Here is a 15,029-nt window from a genome sequence, read left to right as displayed (position 1 = left end):
GCGCCGCCCGCGGTGTGGTGCCTGCCGGAGTCAGCCTCCGAGGCGCACCCCGATGCCCGCGGGCATCGTCAGCAGCGCGTCCGCGAGTTCGCTCCAGAAGGCGCGCCGGCGCGCCTTGCGCCATTGGCGCAGCTCCAGCCGGGCTTCCTCGATGTGGATCGCGAACTCCCGCTCCTCGGCGACGCTCATGCCCCGATCCGTCATGTCCTTCACCTCTCGTCGATGCGCGGACCCGGTGATCCGCCGTCACGGTGGCCACGAACGGAGGCGCCCTGTTTCGACGGAACCGACGGATTTCCCGACCCCTTGAACTTTTCGCGCGCCGCGGTGTCGAATCGGTGGGGTCCCGTTCGTCGATCTGTTGAGGGTCGCCGCCGGGCGGTCCCGACCAAGCGAAGGAGCCCCGATGGCCTCGGACGTCGCCGCAGCGATCGCGCGAGCGCATCGTGAGGAGTGGGCTCGCGTCGTCGCGGGGCTCACCCGGCGCTTCCGCGACCTCGACCTCGCCGAGGAGATGGCCGCGGAGGCGTTCGCGATCGCCGTGGAGCGGTGGCCGTCCGACGGCGTGCCGCCGAACCCCGGCGCGTGGATCACCACGACGGCGAACCGCAAGGCGATCGACCGGCTCCGGCGCGAGGCGCGTCGCGACGAGCTGCACCAGGAGGCCTTCATGCTCTCCGACGACTCACCCGCGGAGGACGTCGGCGTCGTCGAGGACGACCGGCTACGGCTCATCTTCACGTGCTGCCACCCTACGCTCTCGATGGAGGCGCGCGTCGCGCTCACCCTTCGCATCGTGGGCGGGCTCACCGTCGCGGAGGTCGCCCGGGCGTTCCTCGTGCAGGAGACGACCATGGGTCAGCGGCTGACTCGGGCGAAGGCGAAGATCGCGGCGGCGCGCATCCCGTTCCGCGTTCCCGAGCGGGAGGATCTCGCCGCACGCGCGGCCGGCGTGCTCGCCGTGCTCTACCTCATCTTCAACGAGGGGTATCTGGCCTCCGGCGAGGCGTCCGATCCGCTCCGTCCCGACCTCACGGGGGAGGCGATCCGCCTCACCCGGCTCGTGCGCGGCCTGCTTCCCACCGGCTCCGCCGAGCGGGCGGAGGCGACGGGCCTTCTCGCCCTGATGCTGCTGACCGAGGCGCGAGCGGAGGCCCGGGTCTCCGCCGATGGTGAGCTCGTCCGGCTCGACGAGCAGGACCGCGGAGCCTGGGATCGCGCTCTCATCGACGAAGGTCTGTCCCTCGTTCACGAGCGGATGGATGCCGCCGCACGCGACGCCGGCGCGCTGGGGCGGTATCAGCTCCTCTCCGCGATCAATGCCGTCCACGCGTCGGCGCCGGCCCCCGGCGACACCGACTGGTCGCGCATCGTGGCGCTCTACGGGCAGCTCGAGCGGATCGATCCGAACCCGCTGATCACCCTGAACCGCGCGATCGCGGTCTCGGAGCTCGCCTCGCCGCGGGTCGGGCTCGCCCTGCTCGAACGGCTGACCGTCCCGCTCGACGGGCACCACGCCTTCCACGCGACGAGGGCAGAGCTCCTCGCGCGCATCGACCGTCCGGCCGACGCGATCGCCGCGTTCGACCGGGCGATCGCCCTGGCGAGCAACACCGCCGAGGTGGCCCACCTCATCCGCCGCCGCGACGGGCTCGCGGCATCCACGACAGGAGAACCCACATGACCATGCAGCAGTTCCTCGTGATCCACATGACCGACGCGACGGCGGAGGCCGCGCTTCCCCAGGACGAGGACCGGCGGATGCTGGAGTCCTGGGCCCAGGAGGGCGCCGACGCCGGCACCCTCGGGCTCGGCGCCCCCGTCGCCGGGCGAGATCGCGCGAAGTCGGTCGTCGTCCGCGGCGGGGAGACCATCGTCACCGACGGGCCGTTCCCGGAGTTCAAGGAGTGGTTCGCCGGTTACGACCTGCTTGAGGCGGAGTCGATCGACGAGGCGGCGGGGTACATGGCGAAGCATCCCACCGCCGTGCTGGGGCGGGTTCTCATCCTCCCCGTCGTGCCGCATCCGTGGGAGGCGCAGGCCTGACGGGCTCGTCGAGGAGTCGACCGCGAGGTCTGGGTCACGCAGGCGCGGGATGCCGGGGCCTGCGTTTCCCGGACGGCACGCTGCCGGGCGGCCCGCTGTCGGTGGCCGCCTTCTCGCCGGCGCCCGGCCGCGCCCCGGCCGTCAGGCCGTGCCGGGGAGCTTGGCGTCCTTGCGCGTGAACAGGGTCTCGGTCTGCTCGATGTCCATGCCCTTCGTCTCGGGCACGCGCCAGGCGACGTACACGAACGAGAGCGCCGCGAAGAGCGCATACATGCCGTACGTGAGAGGAAGCGACCACTCGCTCATCGCCGGGAAGCTCATGGTGATGAGGAAGTTCGCGATCCACTGCGCACCGGCGGCGACGCCGAGCGCCTTACCGCGGATGCGGCTCGGGAAGATCTCGCCGAGGAGCACCCACACGAGCGGACCCCACGATGCGCCGAAGCCGATGACGAAGATGTTCGCCGCGACGAGCGCGATGGGTCCCCACGGCGCGGGCAGCGTCACGGCGCCCTGCGCGTCGGTCGTCGAGAAGAGGAACGAGATCGCCATGGTGCCGAGTGCGAGGGTCATCATGACGGAGCCCGTGAGGAGGATCGGCTTCCGCCCGACGCGGTCGACGAGGAAGATCGCCACGAGCGTGACGAGCACGTTGACGATCGATGTCACCACGCTGATGGTGAACGAGTTCGACTCGTCGAAGCCCACCGAGCTCCACAGGCTCGTCGAGTAGTAGAAGATCACGTTGATGCCGACGAACTGCTGGAACACCGACAGGATGATGCCGACCCACACGATGCGCTGAAGGCCCAGCACCGGTCCGCGGATCGAGACGCCGGCATTCTTGCGGTCGGTCTCGATCGCCGTCTGCAGGTCGCGCATCGTCTGGTCGAGGTCTGCGGCCGGCACGAGCCGCTGGAAGATCGTGCGGGCCTCGTCGTAACGGCCCTTCGCGATGAGGTAGCGCGGAGACTCGGGAAGCGTGAAGGCGAGGATGCCGTACACGGCCGACGGCACGACGCCGACGAGGAACATCCACCGCCACGCCTCGAGCCCGAACCACAGCGGCTCGTCGGGACCGCCCGCCGCGTTCTGCAGCAGGGCGTCGCTGAGGAGTGCGGCGAAGATGCCGAGCGTGATCGCGAGCTGCTGCAGCGACGCGAGGCTGCCGCGGATCTGCCGCGGGGCGATCTCGGCGATGTAGGCGGGGGCGACCACGGACGCGATTCCGATGCCGAGACCGCCGATGACGCGCCAGAACGCCAGGTCCCACACCGAGAAGCAGAAGCCCGCCCCGAGCGAGCTCGCGAAGAACATGATCGCGCCGAGGAACATGACGCGCAGACGCCCGAAGCGGTCGGAGAGGTTGCCCGCGATGATCGCGCCGACGGCGCAGCCGAGGAGCGCGATCGCGACGACGAACCCCGTGATGACCGCATTGAGGCCGAAGTCCTTCTGGATCGAGTCGACGGCTCCGTTGATGACGGAGGAGTCGAACCCGAAGAGGAATCCGCCGACAGCGGCCGCGACGGAGAGTCCGATCGCTCGGCGACCGTAGGGGCTGCGGAGCGAGAACGCGTCCGCCGGAATCGAGCCCGTTGTGTTCATGACCCCGACGCTAGCGCCGTCGCGCGATCGTCACGAGGGAGGGGCGCGCGCGTCGCTACTGTGGTACGCATGCCTGTCAGCCTCCTCGGTGCCGCCGAGATCCGCGCCCTCGCGGCCGAACTCGACGTCACCCCCACCAAGAAGCTGGGGCAGAACTTCGTCGTCGATGCCAACACGGTGCGCAAGATCGTGCAGGTCGCTCGGGTCGAGGCGGGCGAGCGCGTCGTCGAGGTGGGCCCGGGCCTCGGCTCGCTGACCCTCGCGATCCTCGAGACGGGCGCGACGGTCACCGCCGTCGAGATCGACCACCGCCTCGCCGCGCGCCTGCCCGAGACGGCGGCCGAGCACGGCGTCGCGGACGGCGCACTCACCGTGGTCGACGCCGACGCGCTCCGCGTGCGGGATCTGCCCGGCGACCCGACGGTGCTCGTGGCCAACCTTCCGTACAACGTCAGCGTCCCCGTGCTGCTGCACTTCCTCGAGACCTTCCCGAGCCTCGAGCGCGGTGTCGTCATGGTGCAGGCCGAAGTGGGGGAGCGCCTCGCCGCACCTCCCGGCTCGAAGGTCTACGGCGCGCCGAGCGTCAAGGCGGCCTGGTACGGCCCGTGGCGCCTGGCCGGCACGGTGTCGCGCCAGGTGTTCTGGCCGGTTCCCAACGTCGACAGCGTGCTCGTCGCGTTCGAGCGCGACGCGGAGCCGCGCGGCGACGAGACCCTGCGCCGGCGCACCTTCGAGATCGTGGATGCCGCCTTCCAGCAGCGCCGCAAGATGCTGCGGCAGGCTGTGGCGCCGGTGCTCGGCGGGTCGGCGGCCGCGGCATCCGAGGTCCTCGAGAAGGCGGGCGTCGCTCCCACCGCCCGCGGCGAGCAGCTCTCCGTCGACGACTTCGTCCGCATCGCCCGCATCTGAGGGCCCTGGGCGTCCGATACGGGTTTGCCGAACGTTCACGCCGTGTTGCCGGGAAGGTACGAAACATGCCGGTAACATTTCGGGATGCGCCGAGCGGCGCGCGCGGAGCACCGTGCCCCGCGCAGGGGGACGAAAAACCATGCGGACCGCGGAACACCCGGCACCCGAACGGGTTCTGCTGCACCTGAGCGACACGCATCTGCGCGCCGCCGGCTCACGACTGTTCGACCTCGTCGACTCGACCGAGCGGCTCGCGCGCGCGCTCGCCGCGATCGAGGGGACCGGCATCCATCCCGATGCCCTCATCTTCACGGGCGATCTCGCGGATTGGGGCGAAGGGGAGGCGTACGTCGCCATCCGCGATCTCGTGGAGCCTTTCGCCGCGCGTCTCGGCGCGCCCGTGCTCTGGGTCATGGGCAATCACGACGACCGCGCGGGGTTCCGGGCGCACCTGCTCGGCGACCGCGTCACCGACCCGCTCGTGCCCGTCGACCGCGTCGACGAGCTCGACGGGCTGCGCGTCGTCACGCTCGACACGTCGGTGCCGGCGCACCACCACGGCGAGCTGCGCGACGAGCAGCTCGCGTGGCTCGCCGGCGTGCTCGCGACGCCGGCACCGCTCGGCACGATCCTCGCGATGCATCACCCGCCGGTGCCGAGCGTGCTCCCGCTCGCGGCGACCGTCGAGCTGCGCGACCAGTCCCGGCTCGCCGCGGTCGTCCGCGGCACCGACGTGCGGGCCATCATCGCGGGACACCTGCATTACTCCACGTTCGCGACATTCGCGGGGATTCCCGTCTCGGTCGCCTCGGCGACCTGCTACACGCAGGACCTCACGGTCCCGACCGGCGGCACCCGTCCGCAGGATGGCGCGCAGTCCTTCAACCTGGTGCACGTCTACGACGAGACGGTCGTCCACTCCGTCGTGCCCGTCGATGCACCGCTCCCGCTCGAGCACATCGACGCGGCGGAGTCGCTCCATCGCCTCGCACTCGCCGGAATCGCGCCCGCGCCGCGGCTCGCGCCATCAACGCCGCGGCTCGCGGCACCCGCGCCGCGCCTCGGACCCCTCAGCGGCGAGCGGAAGGATGCGCCGACCGAGCCGCTTCCTGTGCTGCGGTGAGCTCGGGCCGCTCCCACGGAGCACGCACCGGGAACATCCGCTCGAGGGTCGCGCGCAGCGTCTCGACGCGCAGCTCCTCAGGCAGCTCCTTCTCGCCGCCGTCGTTGAGGCAGAACATGTCGACGTCGCGGCGCTTCGCGAGCGTCTCCATGCGCGTGAGCGACGCCGCCATCGTCGTCTGCACGTAGCGGGTGCGGGGCTTGTGCGTCACGACCGCGCGCCCCGTCATGAGGGCGTAGTAGTGGTACAGGCAGTTCGTCACCGAGATGTCGGTGGCGGAGCGGAATCGGGATGCCGCCGTGCGGGCGAAGTCGTCCGCGAACTGCTCCTCCAGCTCGGCGAGCACGCTCCGGCGCAGCGGCGTCGCACAGTGCTCGAGGTCGCGCACGATCGTGCGGCCGAAGCGTGAGCGCAGCAGCTCGCGGTTGACGCGCAGGGCGTTGTCGTGGCCGCTGCGGTGCGGGGCCGCCGGTCCGGTGCCGATGCGCACCTCGCACTCCACGAACTTCGTGATTCCGCCGGGGGTGAAGAACAGCTCGGGCTCGACCGGACGCCCGAAGAACATGTCGTCGTTGGAGTAGAGGAAGTGCTCCGCGAGACCCGGGATGCGGTGCAGCTGCGCTTCGACGGCGTGCGAGTTGTGCGTGGGGAGGACCGAGGGGTCGGCGAAGAACTCCTCGCTGCGCACGATCGTCACCTGCGGGTGGTCGCGCAGCCATGCGGGCGCGGGGGAGTCGGTCGCGATGAAGATGCGCCGCACCCACGGCGCGTACATGTGCACGCTGCGCAGCGCGTAGCGCAGCTCGTCGACGTGCCGGTAGCGCGCCGGGCCGTCGTCGCCCTCGCCCACGACGTAGCCCGCCATGCGTGCCGCGCGCTGGCGCTGGAACTCGCTCGACGAGCCGTCGACCCACGAGAAGACGATGTCGACGTCGGCGGTGAACTCCTCGGGCTGCGGGTCGAACATGCCCGCGATCGTGCGCCACGCGCGGCCGTGCTGCGCCACCGTCTCGTACGAGAGATCGGATGCGGCCGTCACGCGCCGCATCAGCAGATTCGCCTGCGGAGCTTCGACGAGGTCGTCGCCGAACCGCCAGAACTCGAGCCGGGCGCCCGTCGACGATCCGTACCGCAGGTCGGCGGAACGCGTCAGCCGGGGGCGGTACACGCGCCACGACGACGGCTCGGATCCCGGCAGCTCGGCCTCGGCCGCGAGCACCGCGCGCCCGCGCTGGCGCTTGACGTAGAACGGCTCGTCGCGCCCGAGCCGGCGGAGGGCGTCGAAGGCGGCATCCCGAGCAGAGACGTCCACGACCAGGGCGGGCGTCGAGCGGTCGTGCCGGATGAGCGCGACCTCGATCCCCGCCTCGTCGAGCGCGTCGGCCACGGCGAGGAGGTCGGCGATCCGCGCCTCCTGAGGGGTCACGTCGTCGTGCACGACGTGCAGGACGCCGCGATCGAGGACGACGTCGGGCCGACCGAGCAGAGCGGTCCAGGGATGCTGCGCGACCGGCAGCGCCGACAGAGCCGACATGGCGTCCTCCTTCAGGGGGTGCGAGGGGCGGAGCGAGGGGCGGGGGCCCGTGAGCCACCCTATGCAGAGGTTGTTACGGCCTCGTTTCCCTCCCAAGTCCCTTGACAGGAGGGGCCCCCATCGGCATCGGGATGCCGGCGGCCCCTCGGGATGCCGTCTCACCGGGTTCGGGATGCCGTCTCATCGGCTTCGGGATGCGGTGCCGCCGGCCTCGGGATGGCGCCGCGCAACGGGCTGACCGCGCCCGCTGTGCGCGCGCTAGCCTCGAACGGTGACCGACGCATCGCAGTATCGCTCTCGCGGTGGAGACCTCCACCGCCCGTACGCCGCCGCCGACGACCGCTACGACTCCCTCGAGTACCGCCGGGTCGGCACCTCCGGCCTGCTCCTGCCGCCGATCTCGCTCGGACTGTGGTGGAACTTCGGCGACAACATCCCCTTCGACCGTCAGCGCGAAGTGCTGCGCCACGCGTTCGACAAGGGCATCACGCACTTCGACCTCGCGAACAACTACGGCCCGCCCTACGGCTCGGCGGAGACGAACTTCGGCCGCATGATGCGCGAGGACTTCGGCCGCTACCGCGACGAGCTCATCATCTCGTCGAAGGCCGGCTACGACATGTGGAACGGCCCCTACGCCAACGGCGGGCCGCGCAAGTACCTCATCGCGAGCGCCGAGCAGTCGCTCACCCGGATGAGCGTCGACTACGTCGACATCTTCTACTCGCATCGCTTCGACCCCGACGTGCCGCTCGAGGAGACCATCGGCGCGCTCGACACCCTCGTGCGCCAGGGCAAGGCGCTCTACGTCGGCATCTCGTCCTACAGCGCCGAGCGCACCGCCGTCGCGATCGCCATCGCCCGCAGCCTCGGGACGCCCCTCGTCATCCACCAGCCGTCGTACTCGATCCTCAACCGCTGGGTGCAGGACGGCCTCACGGGCGTGCTCGCGAAGGAGGGGCTCGGTGCGATCGCGTTCACGCCGCTCGCACAGGGGCTGCTCACCGACAAGTACCTCGGCGACGGCACGGCCGAGCGCGCGCAGCAGCGCTCGTCGCTCGGCGGACAGCGCCTGACCGAGGGGGCGCTGTCGGCGCTGCGCAGCCTCGACGTCATCGCGAAGGAGCGGGGTCAGACGCTCGCGCAGATGGCGATCCAGTGGGTTCTGCGCGACCCCGTGGTGACCTCCGCGCTCATCGGGGCCTCGTCGACGACTCAGCTCGACGAGAACCTCGCGGCCCTCCGCGGACCGGGCTTCACGACCGAGGAGCTGGAGCGCATCGACGCTCTCGCCGACTCGATCGACGTCGACCTCTGGGCGCAGTCGGCGACCTCGTGAGTCACGCGCACGTCGGCGATCGGGTGCACGTCCGGGCCCCGGGGAAGATCAACCTCTTCTTCGAGGTCGGCGACGTGCAGGACGACGGCTACCACGACGTCGCCTCGGCCTATCAGGCGGTGTCGCTGTACGAGGACGTGTGGGCGGAGCCGTCCGACGGGTTCTCCATCTCGGTGAGCGGCACCGTCGACGTCGCGGGCGTGCCCGCCGACGACCGCAACCTCGCCCTGCGCGCCGCGCGGCTCGTCGCGCAGCGCGCGGGCTACGAGGGCGGGGTGCACCTCGAGGTCGTCAAGCACGTGCCGGTCGCCGGGGGGATGGGCGGGGGATCAGCGGATGCCGCGGCCGCCCTCGTCGCGTGCGATCTGCTGTGGGGCACCGACCTCGGCGGGCAGGAGCTGCAGCGACTGGCCGCACGCCTCGGCGCCGACGTGCCCTTCGCCCTGCTCGGCGGCACGGCGATCGGCACCGGGCGCGGCGACCAGCTGAGTCCCGCCCTCGCCAAGGGGCGCTTCGACTGGATCATCCTCCCGTCCGCGGGGGAGGGTCTGTCGACGCCCGAGGTGTACCGGCACCTCGACCGCCTCCGCGACGACCGCGCGACCGACATCGCCCCGCCCGTGCGCTCGCCCGCCGTCGACCCCGCCGTGCTGCAGGCGCTGCGCGCGGGCGATCCCGTCGTCCTCGCCGAGCGCGTGCGCAACGACCTGCAGGCGGCCGCGCTTTCGCTGCGCCCGTCGCTGCGCGACGCGCTCGAGCTGGGAGAGCAGTCCGGAGCGCTCGCCGGGATCGTATCGGGGTCGGGTCCGACCCTCGCCTTCCTCACCGCCGACCCCGAGGCGGCCCTGGAACTGCAGGTGACGCTGTCCTCCGCCGGCTACACCGCCCTGCACGTGCACGGGCCCGTGCCGGGTGCCCGCATCCTCTGACGGCCGGAATCGAAGGAGCTCCACCATGACCGACCTCGCTGCGCGCCACCACGACGGACCGCTCGACGACGACGCGCGCCGCGTGCTGGGCGAGCAGGAGCTCGAGCTGCGTCTCGTCGCCAACACAGACGAGACGGCCGCACGGCACTGGAACCAGGCCGTGGCCCGCGGATTCCTCGACAGCGAGCTGACCGAGGTGCAGCAGAGCGCGTGGTTCGAGCGCCAGACGCAGCGGCGGCTCCTGGGCGTCTACGACACGGCGGCTCCCGACCCCGATCGGCCGGTTGCGACGTTCGCCTCGTGGGTCACCGAGCTCTCTGTCCCGGGCGGTCGAGGCATCCCGGCGGCCGCGATCAGCACCGTGACGGTCGCTCCCACGCATCGGCGCCGCGGCGTGCTGCGCTCGATGATGACGGGGGAGCTCCGCCGGGCGCACGCGGCTGGCGTACCCGTGGCCGTGCTGACGGTGAGCGAGTCGACGATCTACGGCCGCTTCGGCTTCGCCGCCGCCGCCATGAGCGGGCAGCTCAAGATCGACGTGCGTCGCGGGCGCTGGTCGGGACCCTGCCCCGACGGGCGCATCGACTTCATCACGCGCGAGCGCTTCCGCGAGATCGCGCCCGAGCTGCACGACCGGGTGCGCCTGGACCAGCCCGGCGAGATCGAGATGCCGGTCGGCCACTGGGACCGCTTCGCGGGCACGCGACCCGATGCCGAGAAGCCCGAGCGCCTCCGCGCCGTGCAGTACACCGACACCGAAGGCGCCCTCCGTGGGGTTGCGCTCTACGCGTACGAGGAGAACGACGACGACTTCGCCCGCTCGAAGGTGCAGATTCACCGCCTCATCGCCGAGACGCCCGACGCCTACGCCGCGCTGTGGCGGTTCCTCCTCGAGCTCGACCTCGTCGCCGAGCTGACCGCCTCGGAGCAGTCCGTCGAAGAGCCCGTGCTGTGGATGATCTCCGACCGCCGCGCGGCGCACCTGTGGGTCGGCGACCACCAGTGGGTGCGCATCCTCGACGTGCCCGCCGCGCTCGCCGCGCGCCGCTACCCGGCATCCGGCCGCATCGCACTCGAGGTGACCGACCCGCTCGGGATCGCGGCAGGCCGCTGGCTGCTCGACATCGACGCGGCCGGCGAGGCGACGGTCTCGGCCGACGTGCCCGACGACGTGCCCGTCGTGCGCCTCGGCGTCACCGAGCTCTCCGCCGTCTACCTCGGCTCGGTGTCGCTCGCGACGCTCGCCGCGGCAGGTCGCGTCGAGGCGGACGACGGCGTCGCAGCCGCAGCGCTGCTGTCGTGGCCCGTGCCGGCGCGCCTGAGCTTCTGGTATTGAGAGCGTGCCGAGCGCCGCCGACATCGTCCGCTTCGCGGACGCCCCAGCCCCTCCCGGACAGACGCCGTGGGTTGCGGGAGCCGAGCCCCTCCCCGACATCGTCATCGCCGAGCCCAACGCGGCGTGGGCGGAGGCGTTCGCGGTGCTCGAGGGCCGCATTCGGGGCGCCCTCGGGCCGACGGCCGTGTCCGTGACCCACGTCGGCTCGACATCGGTGGCCGGACTGCCCGCCAAGCCGATCATCGACATCGACCTGATCGTCGCCGACCCCGACGACGAGGACGCGTACGTCCCCGCTCTCGAGGCGGCGGGCTTCCGGCTCCGGGTCCGCGAGCCGTGGTGGTACGGGCATCGGTGCTTCGGGGCGACGGAGCCGCTCTGCAATCTCCACGTCTTCCCGCCCGACTGCCCCGAGGCGGCGCGGCACCTCATCTTCCGCGACTGGCTGCGCACGCATCCCGAGGATCGAGAGCGCTACGCCGACGCGAAGCGAGCGGCCGCTGCGGCCGCGAACGAGCGCGGCGAGCACGTCATGCAGTACAACGCGCGCAAGCAGGACGTCGTCCGGGAGATCTACGACCGTGCCTTCCGGGGTCTGGGGCTGCTTCCGGAGGTGTGAGCTCGGCGCCGCGCGCGCGAGCGCTGCCGTTTTCTGCGAGCGCTGCGGCGGACGGATGCCGCGCGCGCGAGCGCTGCAGTTTCCTGCGAGCGCTGCGGCGGGGGGATGCCGCGCTCGCAGGAAAGTGGCGCGCTCGGCGCCGGGCGCCCTCGCGCGACTCGCTGGGCGCGGCCCTGGGGCGGGCGTCAGGCCTCGAGCGACTCGCTCAGCTCGAGCCAGCGCTCCTCGAGCGTCGCCTGCTCGTCGGCGAGCGCCGCCCGTTCGGCCTGCAGCGCCGTGAGGGTCGAGTAGTCGTCGTGCGCGTCGGCGAAGCGGGTGTCGAGCGCGCCGATCGAGGCGGTCAGCTTCTCGAGACGGCGGTCGATCGACGAGAGCTCCTTCTCGGCGGCGCGCCGGTCGGCGCCTGTCAGGGAGGGGGATGCCGCGGCCGGCGCCGCCGCGGCGCGCGAGGGTGCGGCATCCATCGGCCTGTTCTTCTGCGCCGTGCGCAGGCGCAGGTACTCGTCGACGCCGCCGGGAAGGTGGCGCAGGTGCTGATCGAGGATGGCGTACTGCTGGTCGGTGACGCGCTCGAGGAAGTACCGGTCGTGCGACACGACGATGAGCGTGCCCGGCCACGAGTCGAGGAGGTCTTCGAGGGCGGCGAGCATGTCGGTGTCGAGGTCGTTGGTCGGCTCGTCGAGGATCAGCACGTTCGGCTGCTCGAGAAGGATGAGCAGCAGCTGCAGGCGGCGCTGCTGTCCGCCCGAGAGGTCTTTCACGGGCGTCGAGAGCTGCGCGGACTGGAAGCCCATCCGCTCGAGCAGCTGACCGGGTGTGAGCTCCTGCGCCTTCGATCCGGCGCCGAACGTGTAGCTCGTGCGCAGGCGCGAGATGACGATGCGGACGGGCTCGTCGAGGAACGGATCGAGGTCGTCGAGGCGCTGCGTGAGCGTCGCGACCTGCACGGTCTTGCCGCGCTTGACCCGCCCCGAGGTGGGCTCGACCGTTCCGGCGATCAGGCCGAGGAGCGTCGACTTGCCCGCGCCGTTGACGCCGAGGATGCCGGTGCGCTCGCCGGGTGCCAGGCGCCACTCGACGTCGCGGAGGACGGGCCGATCGTCGTACGAGACGCCGACGTCCAGCAGATCGACGACGTCCTTGCCGAGCCGCGACACCGCGAGCGACTGCAGCTCGGTCTTGTCGCGGATCTCGGGCACGTCGGCGATGAGGGCGTTCGCGGCGTCGATGCGGAACTTCGGCTTCGACGTGCGCGCGGGGGCGCCGCGGCGCAGCCACGCGAGCTCCTTGCGCGCGAGGTTCTGACGTCGCGCCTCGATGGATGCGGCCTGCCGGTCGCGCTCGACGCGCTGGAGGATGTACGCCGCGTAGCCGCCCTCGAACGGCTCGACGATGCGGTCGTGCACCTCCCACGTCGTCGTGCAGACCTCGTCGAGGAACCACCGGTCGTGCGTCACGACGAGCAGTGCGCCCGCGCCGCGGGCCCAGCGGTTCTTGAGGTGCTCGGCGAGCCACGCGATCGCCTCGACGTCGAGGTGGTTCGTCGGCTCGTCGAGGGCGAGGACGTCCCAGTCGCCGACGAGCAGCTTGGCGAGCGCGACGCGGCGGCGCTGGCCGCCCGAGAGCGGCACGACGGAGCCGTCCCAGTCGAGGTCCGCGAGAAGGCCCGCGATGACGTCGCGCACGCGCGCGTCGCCCGCCCATTCGTGGTCGGCCGCGTCGCCGACGACCGCCTCGCGAATCGAGTGGTCGTCGTCGAGGGTGTCGCCCTGGTCGAGCACGCCGACGCGCACGCCGCCGCGCACCGTGACGCGTCCGCCGTCGGGCTCGAGGCGACCGGCGAGCATCGCGAGCAGCGAGCTCTTGCCGTCGCCGTTGCGGCCGACGATGCCGATGCGGTCGCCCTCGTCCACGCCGAGCGAGACCGAGTCGAACACGACCTTGGTGGGGAACTCGAGGTGCAGCGCCTCGCCGCCGAGCAGGTGCGCCATCAGCCGACGTCGCTCAGGTCGAAGCCGAGGCTGAGCTTGCGGAGCAGCCCCGCCAGGCGGTCGCGGTCACCGCGCGAGAGCGCGGCGAGGAGCAGAGCCTCCGCGTCCACGAGGCGCGTGATGGCGGCATCCACTCTCGTTCTCCCGTCCTCCGTCAGGGTGACCAGGATGCTGCGCCCGTCGTCCGGGTCCTGCTCGCGTCGGACGAGCCGGCGGCCGACGAGGCGGTCGATGCGGTTGGTCATCGTGCCGCTCGAGACGAGCGTCTGCTGCAGCAGCTGCTTGGGGCTCAGCTGGAACGGCTCGCCCGCACGGCGGAGCGCCGAGAGCACGTCCCACTCCCACGGCTCGAGCTCGCTGCGCCGGAAGGCGTCCCGCCGCGCGCGGTCGAGGTGGCGCGACAGGCGGTCGACGCGCGAGAGCACTTCGAGGGGCGAGAAGTCGAGGTCGGGACGCTGCAGGGTCCACGCTTCGACGATCCGATCGACCTCGTCCGCCTCTGCTGCCATCCCTCCATTATCGAGTGGCGCCGCGGGCCGCGATGCCGCGGTCAGGCGGTCTCGCGCACGACGAGCGTCGTGGGCAGCGTCACCGCCTCGTGCGGCCCGCCGTCGATGACGTCGAGGAGGAGGGCGACCATGCGCTCGCTGATCTGCTCCCACGGCTGGCGCATCGTCGTGAGCGGAGGCTCGTGCGACGCCGCGAGTCCCGAGTCGTCGAAGCCCGCGACGGCGACGTCGTCGGGCACCCGGAGTCCCGCTCGGCGCAGCGCCGTGATGGCGCCGGCGGCCATCAGGTCGGATGCTGCGAACACGGCGTCGGGCCGCTCGCCCTTCTCGAGCAGGCGGTTCATCCCCGCGATGCCCGAGTCGAGGCTGTAGTCGCCCTCCTCGACGAGGGCGGGATCGAACAGGTCCCCGAGCTCGTCGCGGAAGCCGACGAGGCGGTACTTGCCGCCCGGGGTGTCGTGGGGGCCCGCGATCATCGCGATGCGACGGTGGCCCTGGTCGAGGAGGTGCCGGGTCATCGTTCGCGCCGAGCCGACCTCGTCGACCGAGACCGTCGAGACGTCGCTCTGGTGGCCGAGGGGGAGTCCGCAGCACACGGTCGGCACGCCGGAGGCGATGAGCGACTCGAGCAGCGGATCGGACTCGTGCGACGAGATCAGCAGCACGCCGTCCACGTGTCCGGCGCTCACGAAGTGCGTCACGTTGGCCCGCTCGGCGGGGGTGCCGGCGACGAGGAGCACGAGCGTCATCGACCGCTGCGCGAGCGCCTCGGCGGCGCCACGGAGGAGGAGCGCGAACGTCGGGTCGGAGAACAGCAGATGCTGCGGCTCGGTGAGGAGGAAGGCGAGGGAGCCGGCCCTGCCCGTCGCGAGGCTGCGCGCGGCGTGGCTGACGGTGTAGCCCGTCGTGCGGATCGCCTCCTCGACCGCGGCCCGCGCCTCGGGCGAGACCCAGTGCCCGCCGTTGAGGAATCGCGACACGGTGCCGTGCGAGACGCCGGCAGCCGCCGCGACGTCGCGGATGGTGGGCTTGCGCCGGGTCGTCGTCGAGTCGTCCACGATGGGCGACTCTACCCCCGCAGGAGGC

14 protein-coding genes are annotated in these 15,029 nt (G+C 71.9%); 8 read left to right on the top strand and 6 right to left on the bottom strand.

Annotation, left to right across the window (positions count from 1 at the left end; translation table 11 throughout):
• Positions 1 to 30 precede the first annotated feature (30 nt).
• Positions 31 to 189 carry a hypothetical protein gene (locus AAIB33_RS09265; protein ID WP_345803247.1) on the bottom strand — a complete coding sequence of 53 codons (159 nt, stop codon included), beginning with the start codon at positions 187 to 189 and terminating at the stop codon, positions 31 to 33.
• A 217-nt stretch (positions 190 to 406) separates the two neighbouring features.
• On the opposite strand from AAIB33_RS09265, the gene AAIB33_RS09260 reads away from it, so the two are divergent.
• Both AAIB33_RS09260 and AAIB33_RS09255 read left to right on the top strand, forming a co-directional pair.
• Positions 407 to 1,684 (top strand): DUF6596 domain-containing protein, encoded by a 1,278-nt coding sequence (locus tag AAIB33_RS09260; protein ID WP_345803246.1) that lies wholly within the window; start codon positions 407 to 409, stop codon positions 1,682 to 1,684.
• Positions 1,681 to 2,046, top strand: a complete 366-nt coding sequence (locus AAIB33_RS09255) for a YciI family protein (protein WP_345803245.1) — start codon at positions 1,681 to 1,683, stop codon at positions 2,044 to 2,046. Before AAIB33_RS09260 ends, AAIB33_RS09255 begins: the two co-directional genes overlap by 4 nt.
• A gap of 141 nt (positions 2,047 to 2,187) precedes the next feature.
• Here the strand turns inward: AAIB33_RS09255 and AAIB33_RS09250 are convergent, their stop codons facing one another.
• The gene (locus AAIB33_RS09250) at positions 2,188 to 3,654 is read right to left on the bottom strand and encodes a sugar porter family MFS transporter (protein ID WP_345803244.1); all 1,467 of its coding nucleotides are present in this window, start codon (positions 3,652 to 3,654) and stop codon (positions 2,188 to 2,190) included.
• Positions 3,655 to 3,723: 69 nt separating this feature from the next.
• Here AAIB33_RS09250 and rsmA point away from each other — a divergent pair, with 69 nt between their 5' ends.
• Together rsmA and AAIB33_RS09240 are read left to right on the top strand one after the other, a co-directional pair.
• Positions 3,724 to 4,563, top strand: coding sequence for a 16S rRNA (adenine(1518)-N(6)/adenine(1519)-N(6))-dimethyltransferase RsmA (gene rsmA / locus AAIB33_RS09245; protein ID WP_345803243.1), 840 nt, complete (start codon positions 3,724 to 3,726; stop codon positions 4,561 to 4,563).
• Between the two features lie 139 nt (positions 4,564 to 4,702).
• Positions 4,703 to 5,686 (top strand): phosphodiesterase, encoded by a 984-nt coding sequence (locus tag AAIB33_RS09240; protein ID WP_345803242.1) that lies wholly within the window; start codon positions 4,703 to 4,705, stop codon positions 5,684 to 5,686.
• Here the strand turns inward: AAIB33_RS09240 and AAIB33_RS09235 are convergent.
• Positions 5,634 to 7,220, bottom strand: a complete 1,587-nt coding sequence (locus tag AAIB33_RS09235) for a stealth family protein (protein ID WP_345803241.1) — start codon at positions 7,218 to 7,220, stop codon at positions 5,634 to 5,636. The two genes, AAIB33_RS09240 and AAIB33_RS09235, sit on opposite strands and share 53 nt — an antisense overlap.
• Before the next feature lie 271 nt (positions 7,221 to 7,491).
• Here AAIB33_RS09235 and AAIB33_RS09230 point away from each other — a divergent pair, with 271 nt between their 5' ends.
• From AAIB33_RS09230 to AAIB33_RS09215, 4 genes are read left to right on the top strand one after another with little or no spacing between them, the layout of a single operon-like run.
• Complete coding sequence (locus AAIB33_RS09230) at positions 7,492 to 8,559, top strand: aldo/keto reductase (protein ID WP_345803240.1); 1,068 nt, start codon at positions 7,492 to 7,494, stop codon at positions 8,557 to 8,559.
• Entirely contained in the window at positions 8,556 to 9,488 is a 933-nt protein-coding gene (locus AAIB33_RS09225; RefSeq protein ID WP_345803239.1) for a 4-(cytidine 5'-diphospho)-2-C-methyl-D-erythritol kinase, read from the top strand. The genes AAIB33_RS09230 and AAIB33_RS09225 overlap by 4 nt, the downstream gene beginning before the upstream one ends.
• Positions 9,489 to 9,513: 25 nt before the next feature.
• A complete protein-coding gene (locus AAIB33_RS09220; protein ID WP_345803238.1) occupies positions 9,514 to 10,824 on the top strand; it encodes a GNAT family N-acetyltransferase in 1,311 nt (436 codons plus the stop codon).
• Between the two features lie 4 nt (positions 10,825 to 10,828).
• Positions 10,829 to 11,443 (top strand): GrpB family protein, encoded by a 615-nt coding sequence (locus AAIB33_RS09215; RefSeq protein ID WP_345803237.1) that lies wholly within the window; start codon positions 10,829 to 10,831, stop codon positions 11,441 to 11,443.
• Between the two features lie 185 nt (positions 11,444 to 11,628).
• Here AAIB33_RS09215 and AAIB33_RS09210 read toward each other — a convergent pair whose 3' ends face one another.
• From AAIB33_RS09210 to AAIB33_RS09200, 3 genes are read right to left on the bottom strand one after another with little or no spacing between them, the layout of a single operon-like run.
• Positions 11,629 to 13,434, bottom strand: a complete 1,806-nt coding sequence (locus AAIB33_RS09210) for an ABC-F family ATP-binding cassette domain-containing protein (RefSeq protein WP_345803236.1) — start codon at positions 13,432 to 13,434, stop codon at positions 11,629 to 11,631.
• Entirely contained in the window at positions 13,434 to 13,943 is a 510-nt protein-coding gene (locus AAIB33_RS09205) for a MarR family transcriptional regulator (protein ID WP_345803235.1), read from the bottom strand. The genes AAIB33_RS09210 and AAIB33_RS09205 overlap by 1 nt, the downstream gene beginning before the upstream one ends.
• 41 nt (positions 13,944 to 13,984) lie before the next feature.
• Positions 13,985 to 15,001, bottom strand: a complete 1,017-nt coding sequence (locus AAIB33_RS09200; protein ID WP_345803234.1) for a LacI family DNA-binding transcriptional regulator — start codon at positions 14,999 to 15,001, stop codon at positions 13,985 to 13,987.
• Positions 15,002 to 15,029: the final 28 nt, after the last annotated feature.

The organism is Microbacterium sp. AZCO (assembly GCF_039614715.1).
GTDB lineage: Bacteria > Actinomycetota > Actinomycetes > Actinomycetales > Microbacteriaceae > Microbacterium.
Note: the sequence above shows the minus strand (reverse complement) of the source record. Positions and strands in the feature narration are given on the sequence as shown.